The organism is Paenibacillus silvestris (assembly GCF_009882985.1).
GTDB lineage: Bacteria > Bacillota > Bacilli > Paenibacillales > NBRC-103111 > Paenibacillus_E > Paenibacillus_E silvestris.
The window spans coordinates 231,293-247,228 of record NZ_WTUZ01000021.1; the positions used below are offsets into that span (position 1 = coordinate 231,293).

The 15,936-nt window shown below is 46.5% G+C and carries 18 protein-coding genes; 17 read left to right on the plus strand and 1 reads right to left on the minus strand.

The window, feature by feature from the left end; translation table 11 throughout:
- Nucleotides 1-60 precede the first annotated feature (60 nt).
- From ald to GQF01_RS19750, 14 genes are all read left to right on the plus strand, one after another.
- A complete protein-coding gene (ald, locus tag GQF01_RS19685; RefSeq protein WP_161408553.1) occupies nt 61-1,176 on the plus strand; it encodes an alanine dehydrogenase in 1,116 nt (371 codons plus the stop codon).
- A gap of 59 nt (nt 1,177-1,235) precedes the next feature.
- Nucleotides 1,236-1,475 (plus strand): DUF4227 family protein, encoded by a 240-nt coding sequence (locus tag GQF01_RS19690; RefSeq protein ID WP_161408436.1) that lies wholly within the window; start codon nt 1,236-1,238, stop codon nt 1,473-1,475.
- Nucleotides 1,476-1,552: 77 nt separating this feature from the next.
- Complete coding sequence (gene xerD / locus GQF01_RS19695) at nt 1,553-2,449, plus strand: site-specific tyrosine recombinase XerD (RefSeq protein ID WP_161408554.1); 897 nt, start codon at nt 1,553-1,555, stop codon at nt 2,447-2,449.
- Between the two features lie 108 nt (nt 2,450-2,557).
- Complete coding sequence (gene deoB, locus GQF01_RS19700; protein WP_161408437.1) at nt 2,558-3,730, plus strand: phosphopentomutase; 1,173 nt, start codon at nt 2,558-2,560, stop codon at nt 3,728-3,730.
- 37 nt (nt 3,731-3,767) lie between these two features.
- Nucleotides 3,768-4,595, plus strand: a complete 828-nt coding sequence (locus tag GQF01_RS19705; protein WP_161408438.1) for a purine-nucleoside phosphorylase — start codon at nt 3,768-3,770, stop codon at nt 4,593-4,595.
- A gap of 38 nt (nt 4,596-4,633) precedes the next feature.
- Nucleotides 4,634-5,488, plus strand: coding sequence for a purine-nucleoside phosphorylase (locus tag GQF01_RS19710; RefSeq protein ID WP_161408439.1), 855 nt, complete (start codon nt 4,634-4,636; stop codon nt 5,486-5,488).
- A gap of 136 nt (nt 5,489-5,624) precedes the next feature.
- Nucleotides 5,625-6,062: a flagellar protein gene (locus GQF01_RS19715; protein WP_202556512.1), complete on the plus strand. Its 438-nt coding sequence runs from the start codon at nt 5,625-5,627 to the stop codon at nt 6,060-6,062.
- 178 nt (nt 6,063-6,240) lie between these two features.
- The gene (locus GQF01_RS19720) at nt 6,241-6,624 is read left to right on the plus strand and encodes a cupredoxin domain-containing protein (RefSeq protein WP_161408440.1); all 384 of its coding nucleotides are present in this window, start codon (nt 6,241-6,243) and stop codon (nt 6,622-6,624) included.
- Nucleotides 6,625-6,707: 83 nt separating this feature from the next.
- On the plus strand, nt 6,708-8,009 hold the full coding sequence (locus GQF01_RS19725; protein ID WP_161408441.1) for a pyrimidine-nucleoside phosphorylase: 1,302 nt from the start codon (nt 6,708-6,710) through the stop codon (nt 8,007-8,009).
- Between the two features lie 173 nt (nt 8,010-8,182).
- Nucleotides 8,183-9,361, plus strand: a complete 1,179-nt coding sequence (locus GQF01_RS19730) for a D-alanyl-D-alanine carboxypeptidase family protein (protein WP_161408442.1) — start codon at nt 8,183-8,185, stop codon at nt 9,359-9,361.
- A 170-nt stretch (nt 9,362-9,531) separates the two neighbouring features.
- Nucleotides 9,532-9,885, plus strand: coding sequence for an anti-sigma F factor antagonist (gene spoIIAA, locus GQF01_RS19735; protein WP_161408443.1), 354 nt, complete (start codon nt 9,532-9,534; stop codon nt 9,883-9,885).
- Complete coding sequence (spoIIAB, locus tag GQF01_RS19740; RefSeq protein ID WP_161408444.1) at nt 9,882-10,328, plus strand: anti-sigma F factor; 447 nt, start codon at nt 9,882-9,884, stop codon at nt 10,326-10,328. The genes spoIIAA and spoIIAB overlap by 4 nt, the downstream gene beginning before the upstream one ends.
- A gap of 11 nt (nt 10,329-10,339) precedes the next feature.
- Nucleotides 10,340-11,095, plus strand: coding sequence for an RNA polymerase sporulation sigma factor SigF (gene sigF, locus GQF01_RS19745; protein WP_029192952.1), 756 nt, complete (start codon nt 10,340-10,342; stop codon nt 11,093-11,095).
- A gap of 207 nt (nt 11,096-11,302) precedes the next feature.
- Nucleotides 11,303-12,733: a SulP family inorganic anion transporter gene (locus tag GQF01_RS19750; RefSeq protein WP_161408445.1), complete on the plus strand. Its 1,431-nt coding sequence runs from the start codon at nt 11,303-11,305 to the stop codon at nt 12,731-12,733.
- Nucleotides 12,734-12,829: 96 nt separating this feature from the next.
- Here GQF01_RS19750 and GQF01_RS19755 read toward each other — a convergent pair whose 3' ends face one another.
- Nucleotides 12,830-13,039, minus strand: coding sequence for a DUF378 domain-containing protein (locus GQF01_RS19755; RefSeq protein WP_161408446.1), 210 nt, complete (start codon nt 13,037-13,039; stop codon nt 12,830-12,832).
- A gap of 144 nt (nt 13,040-13,183) precedes the next feature.
- Between GQF01_RS19755 and GQF01_RS19760 the strand changes: the two genes are divergently transcribed.
- The 3 genes from GQF01_RS19760 (at nt 13,184) to GQF01_RS19770 (ending at nt 15,909) form a co-directional block, all read left to right on the plus strand.
- A complete protein-coding gene (locus tag GQF01_RS19760) occupies nt 13,184-13,849 on the plus strand; it encodes a stage V sporulation protein AA (RefSeq protein ID WP_235960050.1) in 666 nt (221 codons plus the stop codon).
- The gene (locus GQF01_RS19765; RefSeq protein WP_161408555.1) at nt 13,849-14,268 is read left to right on the plus strand and encodes a stage V sporulation protein AB; all 420 of its coding nucleotides are present in this window, start codon (nt 13,849-13,851) and stop codon (nt 14,266-14,268) included. Before GQF01_RS19760 ends, GQF01_RS19765 begins: the two co-directional genes overlap by 1 nt.
- A gap of 153 nt (nt 14,269-14,421) precedes the next feature.
- Nucleotides 14,422-15,909, plus strand: coding sequence for a spore germination protein (locus GQF01_RS19770; RefSeq protein ID WP_161408557.1), 1,488 nt, complete (start codon nt 14,422-14,424; stop codon nt 15,907-15,909).
- The last annotated feature ends 27 nt before the right edge of the window (nt 15,910-15,936 follow it).

A 15,936-nucleotide genomic window follows, 5' to 3' on the forward strand; every position in this document is an offset into this window, starting at 1 on the left:
TGGGTACATTATGACTAACGTTCATGAGAAAGAAGGTAGACGCGAGTGGCTGAACAATCGATGGTGATCGGCGTCCCAAAGGAAATTAAAAATAATGAAAACCGCGTCGCACTGACCCCTGGCGGAGCAACGATGCTGATGATGGCTGGACATCAAGTGCTCGTTGAAGCCGGCGCTGGAGCGGGCAGCGGGTTTAGTGACGAGGATTATGCCATGGAAGGCGCCATACTTATTGCGGATGCCGCGGAAGTATGGGCTCGCAGCGACATGATCATGAAAGTGAAAGAGCCGCTTCCAGCCGAGTATGGTTATTTTCGAGAGGGCCAGCTGCTTTTCACGTATTTGCACTTGGCTGCAGCGGGTGATTTGGCAGAGCACTTGCTTAACAAGAAGGTGACAGGGATTGCTTATGAAACCATCCAGCAACCCAATGGATCGCTTCCCCTGTTAACACCAATGAGTGAAGTTGCAGGACGTATGTCGGTCCAGATTGGCGCTCATTTTCTGGAGAAATTTTATGGCGGGCGCGGGATTCTTCTAGGCGGTGTGCCTGGCGTCCCATCAGCTAATGTGGTCATACTCGGAGGTGGGATCGTTGGAACCAATGCAGCCAAGATGGCGCTTGGGCTAGGAGCTAACGTCGCCATAATTGAACGGAGCGCGGAACGGATGCGTGCTTTGGATGATATCTTCGGCGGACAGCTCAATACCTTAATGTCGAATCCCTTTAATATAGCACGCGCCGTTGCCAAAGCCGATCTCTTGATCGGGGCTGTACTTATTCCTGGGGCGAGAGCGCCAAGATTAGTGACAGAGGCGATGGTCAAAACGATGAAGCCAGGCGCTGTCATTGTGGATGTTGCCGTGGATCAGGGAGGCTCTATCGAAACGATCGACCGGGTGACCACACATAGCAACCCTACGTATGAGACACATGGCGTGCTGCATTATGCGGTAGCGAATATGCCGGGGGCAGTTCCGCGAACATCGACACTTGCTTTAACGAATGTAACGCTGCCCTATGCCTTGGAGCTGGCGAGCAAAGGATTAACAGAGGCGATTACAGCTAACTACGCTCTGCAATTGGGGGTTAATACGTACAAAGGCAGTGTAACCCATCCAGCTGTTGCAGAAGCGCTAGGAATGCCTTATGTGAAGTTGTCCGATCTGTCATAATCAGGGCCTGAGCCTCATATCCTGTCCTAAAGAAAGGGACAGAAATGGGGACCTGGCCTATGATTTTTTCTTATCGAAAATTGCTTGTTCGTTTGCGCTTTATCCTGCTTTTCATGACATTAACGGTTGTTTTGTATCAAGTGATGTTGGTGCTCTCCAGCTGGATTGAGCCAGTGAATCGCTACCGCACGCCAGCAGGAAACTCCGTCAAGGTGTTTGGACAGCACGAGCATGCAGCACTACCAGAGTCAGGCAGAATGAGCGACAGGCTACGTTTATTTTATTGGTATGGTGAATAAAAGAGGAGTTCCTAGATCCATCGTTGAATGCTATCAATTAGAAATATGGCATGTTAACGAAGGAGCTACATTACATGATGATGGTTGATTTGCAATCCTTCATCCGATTTTTATCTGTAGAACGCGGATTATCTAAGAATACGCTGGAATCTTACGAAAGAGACCTGCAGCAATTTGTTGACTATTTACATCGGCAGGGAATCACAGCTTGGAAAGAAACAAGTAAAACCAACATTGCGGGTTTCATGGCTCAGTTGAAATCACTTGGCAGGGCTGCAGCAACCTTGTCGCGGAATCTTGTTTCAATCCGTGCTTTCTATCAGTATCTCGTGAGAGAACGTTTGGTGGATGCAGATCCATCCCTTTTCATTGAATCGCCTAAGCTGGAGAAGAAGCTGCCCAAGGTGCTTTCCGTCGAAGAGGTTGGTCAATTGCTGGATGCACCTCATCTAGAACTTGTAAGCGGCGTGCGCGATAAAGCGATGCTTGAACTGCTGTATGCAACGGGGATTCGCGTCTCAGAACTTATCTCGATGAACGTTGATGATGTTCATTTACAGCTTGGCTTTATTCGCTGTATGGGGAAAGGAAATAAAGAACGCAATATCCCGCTTAGTTCCATTGCTATCCGCTGCTTAACCGCCTATATACATAAAGATCGCAAGAAGTTGTTGAAGAAGTCGGCAGATGAAGAAGCTTTGTTTATTGGACATTTGGGGACTCGGATGACGAGACAAGGCTTTTGGAAAATTTTGAAAAGGTATGCAAGTGAGATCAACATTGAGAGTGATATTACGCCTCATGCCTTGCGGCATTCTTTTGCTGCCCACCTGATTGAAAACGGCGCGGATTTAAGATCCGTCCAAGAGATGCTCGGGCATTCGGATATTTCCTCCACTCAGCTGTATGTTCAAGTCACCAAGCTCAAAATGAAGGATGTTTACAATCACGCTCATCCCAGAGCGAATATGTAAGTGATGGCAGCGGCGTTTCCTCGAGGAAAAGCTGCTGTTTTGCATTCATAGAGTGGAAGTGCGATAATCAAGGGTGGATAACATTGTGAACAATTTGGAGGGACAAGAGTGCGCTTTGAACGAATCGGTTTAATCGTATTGGATAGCGTAGGCATCGGCGAATTACCGGATGCCAAAGAGTTTGGCGACACAGGTAGTCACACGCTTGGACATATTGCTGAAAGAGTGAGCGGATTCTCGCTTCCTAATTTACAGCGCATGGGTCTAGGCAGTATTGCTGAGATAAAAGGCATCCCGGCTGCTGAGGTGCCAGAAGCCTATTATGGCAAAATGGCCGAGGTATCGGTTGGAAAAGACACGATGACAGGGCACTGGGAATTGATGGGGCTTCGTATTTCTACGCCGTTTAACGTATATCCGGATGGATTTCCGGAAGCATTGATTTCTCAGTTTGAGCAGGAAACAGGACGCAAGGTTATTGGCAATAAACCGGCCTCAGGGACAGAGATTCTCGATGAGCTTGCCGAAGAACAGATGAAAACAGGAGCATGGATCGTCTACACGTCAGCTGATAGTGTATTTCAATTAGCGGCTCACGAAGATGTGATTCCACTGGAAGAGCTGTATCGTGCATGTGAAATTGCCAGACGTTTGACGCAAGGTGAATTTGCTGTAGGCCGAGTTATCGCAAGACCTTATCTTGGTGAGCCGGGCGCATTCAAGCGTACGCCGAATCGGCATGATTATGCCGTGAAGCCGCCGGAACCGACAGTGATGAATCACTTGAAGGACGCTGGATATGATGTGATTGCCATCGGCAAGATCAATGATATTTTTGACGGTGAGGGTGTCACCAAAACAACATCTACCAAAAGCAATTTGGATGGCATTCAGAAGACCATCGAAGTGCTTGGTGAGCCGTTCAAAGGGTTGGCTTTTACAAACCTTGTTGATTTTGACTCGTTGTACGGTCACCGTCGCGATCCTGAAGGTTATGGCCGAGCGCTGGAGGAATTCGACAGCTTCGTGCCACAGCTCAAAGAAAAGCTAGGGCCCAAAGACCTGCTGATCCTAACAGCAGACCACGGTAATGATCCCGTGCATCCGGGAACAGATCATACACGCGAGTATGTGCCTATTTTGTTATACAGCCCGAGCTTTGAGGCGCCTGTCTCTCTAGGTATTCGCGGAACTTTTGCCGATCTAGGGGCTACAATTGCCGATAATTTCGGCGTAAAAGCTACAGATCAGGGCGAGAGCTTCCTGCACCTTCTCAAATAGTGATTGTTGAACCGAAAAAGCCAAGGAGGAATATAACATGTCAGAAACATCCATGATTCTTAAGATTCAAGAGGCCGCTGCCTTTATTTCGAAGGAAACGAACATTAAACCACAAATCGGTCTTATTCTAGGTTCAGGACTGGGCGTCCTTGCCGACTTAATCGAGCAGCCGATTGTCGTTGACTATTCGCGCATTCCACATTTCCCAGTATCAACGGTTGAAGGCCATGCGGGAGAGTTGGTCGTTGGAACGATTAAAGGTAAGCAAGTATTAGTCATGAAAGGACGCTTCCATGCCTATGAGGGCTATGGTGCTGAAACAGTTTCTTTCCCTGTTCGCGTTATGAAAGAGCTAGGTGTAGAAACGCTGATCGTAACGAATGCAGCTGGAGGCATTAACGAGTCATATCAAGTCGGCGATTTGATGGTTATCAGCGATCACTTGAATTTGACGTACCGCAATCCATTGATCGGACCTAATGACGCTGCGCTTGGCGTTCGGTTCCCGGATATGTCGGAAGCGTACAGCAAACGTCTGCGTAAAGTGGCGCATGAAGTTGCGGCGTCGCAAGATTTTAAACTGCAAGAAGGTGTGTATGTTGGACTTCTTGGTCCTAACTACGAAACCCCTGCTGAGATCCGGATGTTCCGAACGCTGGGCGGTGACTCAGTAGGTATGTCTACTGTGCCTGAAGTTATCGTTGCCCGCCACGCCGGCATTGAGGTGCTTGGGTTCTCCTGTATTTCCAATATGGCTTCAGGGATTTTGGATCAACCCCTTTCTCACGCAGAAGTGATGGAAACGACGGAGAAAGTTAAACCTAAGTTTTTGAAATTGGTATTGGGCATTATTGAAGCTATTTAATTAGAAATTAAGGGTATTTAACAGATAAGGAGATCAACATGGAACTGACTTACATAGAGAAAATTAATGAGGCAGCAGCGTTTATTAAACAAAAATTAGACGGAGTCGCGCCTGTCATCGGTTTAGTACTGGGTTCGGGCCTTGGCGATATGGCGAATCAGGTGGAGAATCCGATTGCGATCGATTACAGCGAAGTGCCGCATTTCCCCGTTTCAACGGTTGAAGGGCATGAGGGACGTTTTGTTGCAGGGACACTTGAAGGTAAGCAAGTCATTGTGATGCAAGGTCGTTTTCATTATTACGAAGGTTATGATATGAAAAAGGTTGTCTTCCCTGTGTACGTGATGAAAGCGATCGGCGTTCATTCTGTTGTCATGACGAACGCAGCAGGGGGCATGAACCGCGGCTTCAAAGCCGGCGATCTCATGGTGATTAGCGACCATCTCAATATGACAGGCGATAACCCGTTAATCGGACCTAACCACAGTGAGCTGGGTGTTCGTTTCCCGGATATGTCCGAAGCGTATAGCCGCGATTATCGGGCACTTGCGCACAAGCTGGCACTAACGGTAGTTGGAGAAGACGGCGTGCCTCTGAAGCTTCAGGAGGGCGTATACGCAGGGATTACAGGACCTACCTACTGTACACCAGCTGAGCTGATGATGCTCGCTCGTATTGGCGGCGATGCAATCGGTATGTCTACCGTGGGTGAAGTCATCGCAGCACGTCATGCAGGACTGAAGGTGCTTGGCATATCGTGTATTACGGACATGGCGGTTGGCGAGGAGCTAGAGCCCCTAACGCATGAGCAGGTTGTAGCGGTAGCTAATCGGACGAAACCGAAGTTCATTGCTTTGGTGAAAGCATTTGTACGTGACGTGCAATTGGGATAAAATTTTAAAGATTTTTGTGTAAATGCACATCTTAGGACCTATCCATCTATGGCGACCCGTGTTAATATGTAGTTAATTAGAACTATATATGAGGGTAATTCATTAAGGGTTACCCGTTCCGGGGATGTGATGGAGCATGTCAGTCCAACAATTACTGGTAGCCAACTGTCCGCGCTGCGGAAGAGTATTCCAGAAAAACTTGCGAAATCAATGTACAGATTGCAGCAGAAGTCTGGACGCCAAGCTACAGGGGTGTCTAGATTATTTGCGCCGCAATTATCGCTCTACCAATGAGCAATTATATGCTGCTGGAGGTATTACTAGCGAGCAGATGTATGCGTGGATCAAAGAAGGAAAGCTGCTGCTCACGGATTACCCGAATTTGAGCTATCCGTGTGGATCTTGCATGAAGCCGATTCGGCAGCATAAGCTTTGTCAGGAATGTGCGTACCGAATCAGCCGCGATATTAAAGAGCTTCATGAGAAGCAACAAATTTTACAGCCTTTAGCGCGGACCAAACAAACAACAATGTCTGGTGGTTTCCGAATTCTCGATAGACGAAGTGGTGTGTAATTTACTTCAGTGTGGGAAATAGTAAGGGTAATGTCCCCCGTTAAGGGGGATGTTTTTACGAAGACCCATTCACAATTCCGTCACAAAATATTCAAAGATTTGCCACTAAACCTGTATGGGATTGTCTCGCGATGTTAGGTAGAATAGATGAAGTGAACACATTATGAGGGGGATATGCATGCAAAAGTGGATTTTCTTTGTGTTATTTATACTTGCGGGCGCACTGGGGCTGGGAGTCCTTTTTCAAGATATCTCTGATCGCCAAGAGGCGAAAGCAGCAGAGGAAGCCGGCAGCAAAATTCAACAGCTTAAGATTGCAGCTTCTAACTGGCAATTTGACGCTACGGACTACACGATCAAAAAGGGTGAACCTACGAAAGTTTCTTTGTCTCTAAAAGAAGGCGTACATGCGATTGAAATCAAAGGTTTGGATATCAAACTGGACAAAGAAAACCCTTCAAAAGAAATTACGTTCGACAAACCAGGGACTTATGAGATTGAGTGCGTACTTCCTTGTGGTGAAGGTCATACCAAAATGAAATCCAAATTAGTTGTACAATAAAAGAGAATACTAGTACAAAGGGGGCTCATGCAGCTCCCTTTTTTCGATTTATGATTCGATTTATGATTGAAGGAGGAACGTTTATGAGAATGGTTGATTTAATACATAAGAAACGGTCTGGCGAGGTGTTAACGGAACAAGAAATCACTTTTATCGTTCATGGGTACACCAAAGGAGATATCCCGGACTACCAAATGTCAGCGCTGTTGATGGCGATTTTCTTCAATGGCATGATAAGTGAGGAAATTTCTGCGTTAACAATGGCGATGGCAGGATCAGGAGAAATGATTGATCTCTCGGAGATTGCCGGGATTAAAGTAGATAAGCACTCGACTGGCGGAGTAGGGGACAAAATTAGTCTGATTGTTGGGCCGATCGTCGCTTCCCTAGGAATTCCCGTTGCCAAGATGTCTGGCAGAGGTCTCGGTCATACGGGCGGAACCGTGGATAAGCTGGAGTCAATTCCGGGATTCCAAATTGAATTATCGAAGGAAGATTTTATTGCAGCTGTCAATACAAATAAAATTGCCATTGTTGGTCAGAGCGGTAACTTGGCTCCTGCCGATAAGAAGATGTACGCGCTGAGGGATGTAACCGCGACGGTTGATTCCATCCCGCTGATTGCCAGCTCCATCATGAGCAAGAAGATAGCATCTGGGGCCGATGCCATCGTTCTTGATGTGAAAATCGGATCAGGCGCTTTCATGAAAACCGTTGATGACGCAAGAGTGCTAGCCCGGACGATGGTGGATATCGGCGTCAAACTGAATCGCAATACCATTGCAATGATCACCGACATGGAGCAGCCGCTTGGCCGCGAAATCGGCAATGCCAACGAAATTCGCGAATCCATCGAAGTGCTGCGCGGCACTGGCGACAAGGAGCTGACCGAGGTCGCCATTTCCGTAGCGGCATATATGTCGCTGCTGGGTAAGGTATTTGAGAGCTTCGAGCAGGCGCAGGAGGCTGTTCGTGACATTGTGATGAACGGGAAGGCGCTGGACACGTTCAAACGCTTTGTAGCGAGCCAAGGGGGAGATCCAAGGGTAGTGGATCAACCTGAGCTGCTGCCGACAGCGAGCTATCACTTTGAGGTACTTGCCGAGCAAGATGGCTATGTGAATCAAATCGATGCCGAACAAATCGGGATCGCCGCGATGCTGCTTGGAGCAGGGCGCGCCAAGAAGGAAGATCAGATCGACTATGCGGTAGGTCTCACCTTGAATAAGAAGATCGGTGACGCTGTTCAGGCAGGGGAGTCGATTTGCACGATTCATGCGAATCGCGAGGATGTGAAGGAAGTCACGTCGATGATTCAAGGGGCTTATCGCATCGCAGCTAGTAAACCAGCACCTGTTCAGTTGATTTATGATGTAATTGTTTAGTACATGCTTGGTCAATAAGCTATCTCAAGGGTCTTCAAGGCCTGAGGGATAGCTTTTTTATTTTCCCTCCTTTGGAATATTTTGATGGAAAATCGTCAAGACTGATTAGCAGTCATTCAAGCTGCAAGTGTCTGGTTTTCACTTCATAATCTCACAGGAGGGGTACAAAGGCTATGCGAAAAAAAGGGCTAATAAGTTTAATCTGTTTACAGTTATGTGTGATGCTGATCTTACCGGTTGCTTTTGCGGAAGAGAAGAAGGCGCCGACAGTCGATTTAACGCCGAATGCGCAATCCGCGGTATTGATGGACGCAGACACGGGCACAGTCATTGCGGAGAAAAACAAAGACACCAAACTTCCGCCAGCTAGTATTACGAAAATCATGACGATGCTTCTCATTATGGAAGCCATTGACAAAGGCAATATTAAAATGGATGAGAAAGTCCGGGTCAGTGAGTATGCCGCTTCTATGGGAGGTTCACAAATCTTTCTGGAGCCAGGCGAAGAAATGACGGTTCAGGAAATGCTGAAAGGCATTGCTATGGCTTCTGGTAATGATGCTTCTGTGGCTATGGCCGAGAAAATCGCAGGATCCGAAGAAAATTTTGTGCAAATGATGAACGAGCGCGCGCAGCAGTTGGGAATGAAAAATACGCATTTTTCAAACTGTAACGGTCTGCCTGTTGCTAATCACTATACAACAGCGAATGATATTGCTGTCATGTCCAGAGAACTGCTTAAGCATGAGGGGATTACGAAATTCACAGGTGCTTATCAGGATTATCTGCGCAAAGAATCACCAAATCCATTCTGGTTGGTAAATACGAATAAGCTTGTACGTTTCTATAGCGGCGCAGACGGGCTCAAAACCGGTTACACCAGCGAGGCAAAATTCTGTTTATCAGCAACGGCCAAGCGGGATAATTTGCGTGTTGTGGCTGTGGTGCTGGGTGAACCTAACACCAAAACACGGAACGCTGAGGTCACGAAGCTGTTTGATTACGCTTTTGCCCAATACACCAACTATCCTTTATTCAAATCAGGAGATAGTCTGGGGAATTTTACGGTAAACAAAGGGCAAGTTTCGACAGTACCGCTAGTTGCGAAGCAAAATTATAGCATTTTAATGAAAAAGGGAACTGCTACAGATAACATTCGACATGAGCTGCAACTGGAGCCGAACCTGAGAGCGCCAATTACGATGGGCCAACCTATCGGCAAAATTGTCGTGTACAGCGGGGATGATGTGCTGTCGGAGTACCCACTTGAGTCACCAGTTGCTGTGGATAAAGCGTCCTGGTGGAAGCTATTTAAGCGTACGACCTCACATATGTTCCACACAGATAATTGATGAGATTTCGTCGAATAAACAGGCTTTTCTTCTAGTTTTAGCGGTTTTCTTCTAGTTTTGTCGGTGGTGCAGGAGTTCCTAACTCAGTTGTAGAAACTTAAGTTTCATGACTTAATATAGAGATCTTTGAGTGTTGTTCAAGGTCTCTCAGCTGAGAGGAGTGAACATGGTTGAGCCTGCAAATTGAATTCGAGCAAGGCCGAAGAGCGCTGATTGTTAGATTAAAAGGCGAGCTTGATCACCATACTGCCGATGTAGTAAAGGCCAGGATGGAGGAAGCGATTGCCAAAGAGCATACGCTTCACTTAATCCTGAGTTTGAAAGATCTTACTTTCATGGACAGCTCAGGTCTAGGCGTTATTCTCGGCCGCTACAAGCAGATTACGAATAAAGGCGGCAAGATGGTCGTTTGTGATGTTTCTCCTGCCGTTTACCGATTGTTCGAGCTCTCCGGAATGTTCAAAATCGTATCGATCCAGGATAACGAACGTAATGCAATGTCCAGTCTGGAGGTTGCACTATGAGCGAACACAATTTTATGACGCTGCAGTTTGCCAGTCGTTCGGAGAATGAAGCTTTTGCACGTGTTGCTGTTGCTGCTTTCGTCTCGCAATTGGACCCAACCTTGAATGAGCTAACCGATATCAAAACGGTTGTTTCTGAAGCTGTGACGAATTCGATTATTCATGGGTATAACAATAAACCAGATGGTGTAATTACCATTACAACGCAAATTGATGATGACATGGTCCGAATTACGATTGAGGACAAAGGTTCAGGCATTGATGACTTGGAACAAGCGAAACAGCCACTCTACACATCCAAACCAGAACTCGAACGTTCCGGAATGGGCTTCACGATTATGGAAAATTTCATGGACGAAGTGGAAGTTGTGACGGCCGTCGGAATCGGAACCAAAATAAACATGTTGAAGCGAATAGAATCTAAAAAAGCTTTATACAATTAGGGGTTTGATCTATGGATGTCGATCTGAAGCATGCTTCTCACAGTTATTTAGACGATTCGGAAGTCAAACGGTTAATCGCCCTCAGCCAATCCGGAGATGGACTCGCCAGAGAAACACTCGTCAGCTGCAATATCCGCTTGGTCTGGTCTGTGGTTCAGCGCTTTTTGAACCGGGGATACGAAGCCGAAGATTTGTTCCAGATCGGTTGCATCGGACTGCTCAAGTCCGTTGATAAATTCGATCTGTCCTATGATGTGAAGTTTTCAACCTATGCGGTGCCGATGATTATCGGCGAAATTCAGCGCTTCCTTCGGGATGACGGTACACTCAAAGTTAGCCGTTCGCTCAAAGAACTGGCTAATAAGATTCGCAAGACGAAGGACGAGTTATCTAAAAGGCTTGGCAGGCTTCCTACGATTAAAGAGGTGGCAGAAGAGCTTATGATCACAGCGGAGGAAGTTGTCTTCGCGCAAGAGGCGAATAAGCCGCTTTCTTCGATCCATGAGACTGTTTTTGAGAACGACGGAGACCCCATTACGCTAATGGATCAAATCTCCGATGAAAGCGGTGAAAAGTGGTTCGAAAAGTTGGCGCTCAACGAAGCCATTGGGACGCTCTCCGAGCGGGAGCGGCTCATTGTCTACCTCCGCTATTTCAGGGATCAAACACAGTCGGAGGTTGCTAGCAGATTGGGCATTTCCCAGGTGCAAGTATCACGATTGGAAAAGAAGATTTTGCAGTCGATCAAAGATCAGATTGCACAATAACGGTATTGGAATGAGGCTCTCCCAAAAAAGAGGCATGTCCCGCGGTCATTGGATGACTGGGACGGCCTCTTTTTTGTGTGCCTTATTATTTGGTATAGAGACACTTGCAAGATTTATGTATAATAGGTACTGCCAATAACGGTATGGATTTTTCTGAAAGTGGAAAATCAATCAATGATTTTTATCAGTTGGGGAGTGTGCGTTTTGTTGTACGAGAAGTGGAAGGATTCGTGGTTTTTTAATGTCCGGAAGGATGTCTTGTCAGGGATAACGGTGGCTTTAGCTTTAATACCCGAGGCTATTGCTTTTTCCATTTTGGCTGGTGTAGACCCCATGGTTGGCTTATATGCCTCATTTATCATTGCCCTTGTGATTTCATTTACCGGTGGACGGATGGGGATGATTTCCGCAGCAACAGGCGCGATGGCCTCACTGATGGGGCCTTTGGTCGCGAAGTATGGCATTGAATATCTATTCGCTGCCAGTATTTTAACAGGTGTCATTCAATACCTCATGGGCGTTTTTAAATTTGGTAAATTTATTACATTCATCCCGCATTCTGTTGTTATTGGATTTGTTAATGCCCTCGCCATTATTGTTTTCATGGCTCAACTCCCTAGTTTTGCAGGTGCGAACTGGCAGATGTACGCCATGGTAGGAGGCACTCTGCTCATTGTGTACGGACTACCGAGGATTACCAAAGCCGTGCCTTCTGCGCTAGTCGCAATTATTGTAATGACGATCATCTCGATCAATCTGCATCTGGATGTTCGCACGGTAGGAGATATGGGGGAAATTACGCAGACCCTGCCCTTCTTCCATATCCCTGACTTCCACCTGTCCCTGCAAGCGATCGGAGTGATTCTTCCGATATCCTTGGCTTTGGCTGTTGTCGGTATAACGGAATCCTTGATGACGGCTACGATCGTAGATGAAATGACGGAAACAAAAAGTGACAAGAACAAAGAAGTTCGCGGGCAAGGGATCGCGAATGTGTTTTCCGGTTTTTTTGGCGGGATGGCAGGCTGTGCGATGATTGGCCAAACGGTGATTAATGTGAAATCAGGAGGAAGGTCGCGTCTATCCACTTTTGTATCCGGCGTGTTTTTGCTATTTTTGATTATGGTGCTTGGTAATGTCGTTAAGCAAATTCCGATGGGTGCATTAGTCGGTGTCATGTTCATGGTGTCCATCGGCACTTTCGATTGGAAATCCCTAAGAACGATTGCCAAAATTCCAAGAAGCGACGCGTTGGTTATGGTGATCACTGTCGCAATCGTTGTTGCAACGTCCAATTTAGCCATTGGGGTCTTGTCCGGTGTTGCGTTAAGTGCGCTCATTTTCGGTTGGAGATCGGCAAAGATCAAGGCCTTCTCTTCTCTAGAATCTAATGGATCCAAAACATATCGCATTTCCGGTCAGTTATTTTTTGGCACGATGACCTACTTTATTGATTTATTTGATTATAGAAATGACCCCGACACAATAACAATTGATTTCAGCAGCTCTCACGTATGGGATCACTCTGCTGTTACGGCTATCGCTAAAACGATTGCGAAATATGAGCAACTTGGTAAAACGGTGACTTGCATCGGCTTGAATGAGGAAAGCAAGCTTTTGGTGAAACAAGCAAGTTAAACTTAACTAAACATGCTAGGTATTCTAATATAAAAAAGAGCCGCTATTTACCCGTCGATCCACTGGGTATGGCGGCTTTTTCGTTCACCTATACACTTATCGTGCAGAATATCTGGTGTCAGCATAAAATCTTACGCAGTAAATTCCGCATATACCGACGATAGTATAGATGATTCGACTTATCGCCGAAGATTCCCGATGAGAATCCCCGCCCAGTATAGCTGAAACTAAATCCCATTCGAAGAGCCCAACTAAAAGCCAATTCAGCGCACCAATTATCACTAGTGTTAACGCTAGTTTTGCCATGTTATCACCTTCTTTGTATGGAATAAGTTATCGTTATTCATTTCTTACTATGCCAAGTAGAGATAGGCTTTATTCCTGGAGAATTTACCATTGAAGCGGGCGATTATGGGTAGGAAACATTTTGCATACTACTCCTATACATGGATGATACCCGTAAGTATTGAAGGGAGTGAGACCATGGTGATGACTGGAGCTCCATATCTATATATCCGGCTCAGGCGTAGAGCGAATGTTCGCAAAGGAAGTGTCGTACAGCTTCGGCATATCGCTCAAATTATCGTGGAACCTGAATATGAAACAGCTCTTAACGAGCTGATTATTCATAAGCCGCAGCAGGAGGATGGCAACCGCGTCCTGATTGATATGATGCTGATTGTTCGAAAAGTGAAAGAGCGGTATCCGGAGCTGCAAATTGAGCATTTCGGGGAACCGCATGTGCTCCTTGAAATTTTTGCTGATAATAAAAAAGCTAGTCCAGTGCTTATCGGATTAGTATGGCTTCTGCTGTTCATTGGATCAGGTCTGGCCATTATGAATTTCCATGCAGATGTCTCCATGCTGGAGGTTCACCAACGGATCTACGAGCTGATGACGGGGAAAAAGGTGGAGCACCCGCTCATCCTGCAAATTCCGTATTCCCTTGGCATAGGTGTTGGGATGGTTATTTTCTTCAACCATTTGTTCAAAAAGAAATTTAATGAGGAACCTAGTCCGTTAGAAGTCGAGATGTTCATGTACCAAGAGAATATAAACCATTATGTGATCACCGAAGAGTATATGAAAATTCATGAGGAAGGGGAGTCGAAGTGATGACTTTCCTTGGGGAAATCCTTTTGATTGCCTTTATCGGTTTAGCAGGAGGAATTGCCGTTGGAAGCGGTATGGTGGCATTCCTGGTGGTTCTGGACATTATCCCGAGGCTAGCGCAGATTACACGATCATTTTCCAAAATACACGCCTATGAAGCTGCGGTTGTTCTGGGTTCCCTTTTGTTTACCTGGGTAGATTTTAGCGATATGAAAGTGCATCTATTTCCTATCAGTACTGCGCTCGTTGGACTATTTGCCGGTTGCTTTGTTGGTATGCTGGCAGCTGCGCTCACGGAAATTATTAATGTGCTGCCGATCCTTGCCAAGAGGGTGGGCATGGGTTCCTATATGATTTTGCTGCTCATGGCGATGATTTTCGGCAAAGTGTTTGGATCCTTGTTTGAATGGTTGTTTTATTAAGGATTGAAGGAGGCGCTCGGTGTGAAGGTGATTGTTAAAACAGGACATGACAACGAACATGAACATGAGAATAGGGATGAATCTAAAGAAAAGTTAGATAAATTAGCGATTGATGAGGAAGGGAATTTATCCGAATATAATCCAATTACGAATATGACCCCTGAGGAAAAGGAACTCAAAATTCAGGAGGACATTCCAGATAATCTAGAGGATGTAACACGAGTTCTGGAGGAGCGCGTTGGCCTCAACCGCAGCTTCGATCTTGTACTTAGAGAAATGGTGTTCGGTTCCAAAAGAGTGGGGATCTTCTATTGTAATGGGTTCGTCAAGGATACGGTATTGACCGATATCCTAACGCGTCTGTCCTATGCCCCAGAAGAGAGTGTTTCTCACAATACCCTTGAAGCTTTCATGGATAAGCTAATCCCACATAATCAGGTCAAGTCCTATAAGAAAATGTCCGAAATCGTGGGTCAGGTGTTAATGGGCGGGACCGCATTTTTTATTGAGGGGGAGACGGCTGCTATCGCCGTCGATGTCAAGAGCTTTCCTGTCCGTTCGATTGGCGAGCCGGATTTGGAACGGGTAGTCAGAGGTTCACGGGACGGTTTCGTAGAAACCTTGTTATTGAACGTGACCCTCGTTAGACGAAGAGTACGAGATGAGCGGCTGAAGCTGGAAATTATGCAAATTGGCAAGCGAACCAAAACAGATGTCTGCATTGGTTATATCAACGATATTGCCAATTCGGATTTAGTCGATGCTGTGAAAGATAAAATCAGCCAAGTGAAAATTGATGGTCTTCCCCTTGCTGAAAAGCAGTTGGAGGAAGCTATCGTTAGTAAAGGCTGGAACCCTTATCCGATGGTGCGCTACTCAGAGCGTCCTGATGTCGTATCCGCCCATTTGCTGGAAGGTCACGTCTGCTTGTTTGTAGATACATCCCCAAGCGTCATGATATTGCCGACGACCTTCTTTCACCATGTACAGCATGCAGAAGAGTATAGGCAAACGCCGTTTATTGGCACCTACTTGAGGTGGGTGCGGTTTGCAGGGATTATGTCCTCCATCTTCCTGCTTCCCCTTTGGTTTATGATGGTGATGGATCCTTCTTTAAAACCAGCCGGTTTGGAGTTTCTTGGCCCACAGAAAGAAGGAACACTGCCGCTGATTGTGCAATTCCTAATCGCCGATATTGGGATCGATCTGATGCGGATGGCCGCGGTGCATACCCCGTCTCCGCTCGCCACTGCGATGGGCTTGGTGGCCGCCATTCTCGTAGGAGATATTGCCGTTAAAACAGGATTGTTCATCAATGAAGTGATCCTGTATCTGGCTCTCGCATCTATTGGGATGTTTGCTACGCCAAGCTATGAGTTGGGGCTTGCCAACCGAATCGTCAGGCTGGGACTGCTGATTGCCGTGGCCATCTTCCATGTGCCGGGTTTTGTTGTCGGATCGACGGTATGGCTGATCTGGCTTGCTACAAGAAAGTCCTACAATGCCCCTTACATGTGGCCGCTCATTCCATTTAACGCGAAAAGCTTTTTCGCGATCCTTGTTCGCCGTCCTGTACTGGCAGCCAAAACGCGTTTAAGCATTACAAAACCGATTGACGGCACACGTCAACCTAAACCGTAATAGACTAAAAGGACAAGGGATTTTCAT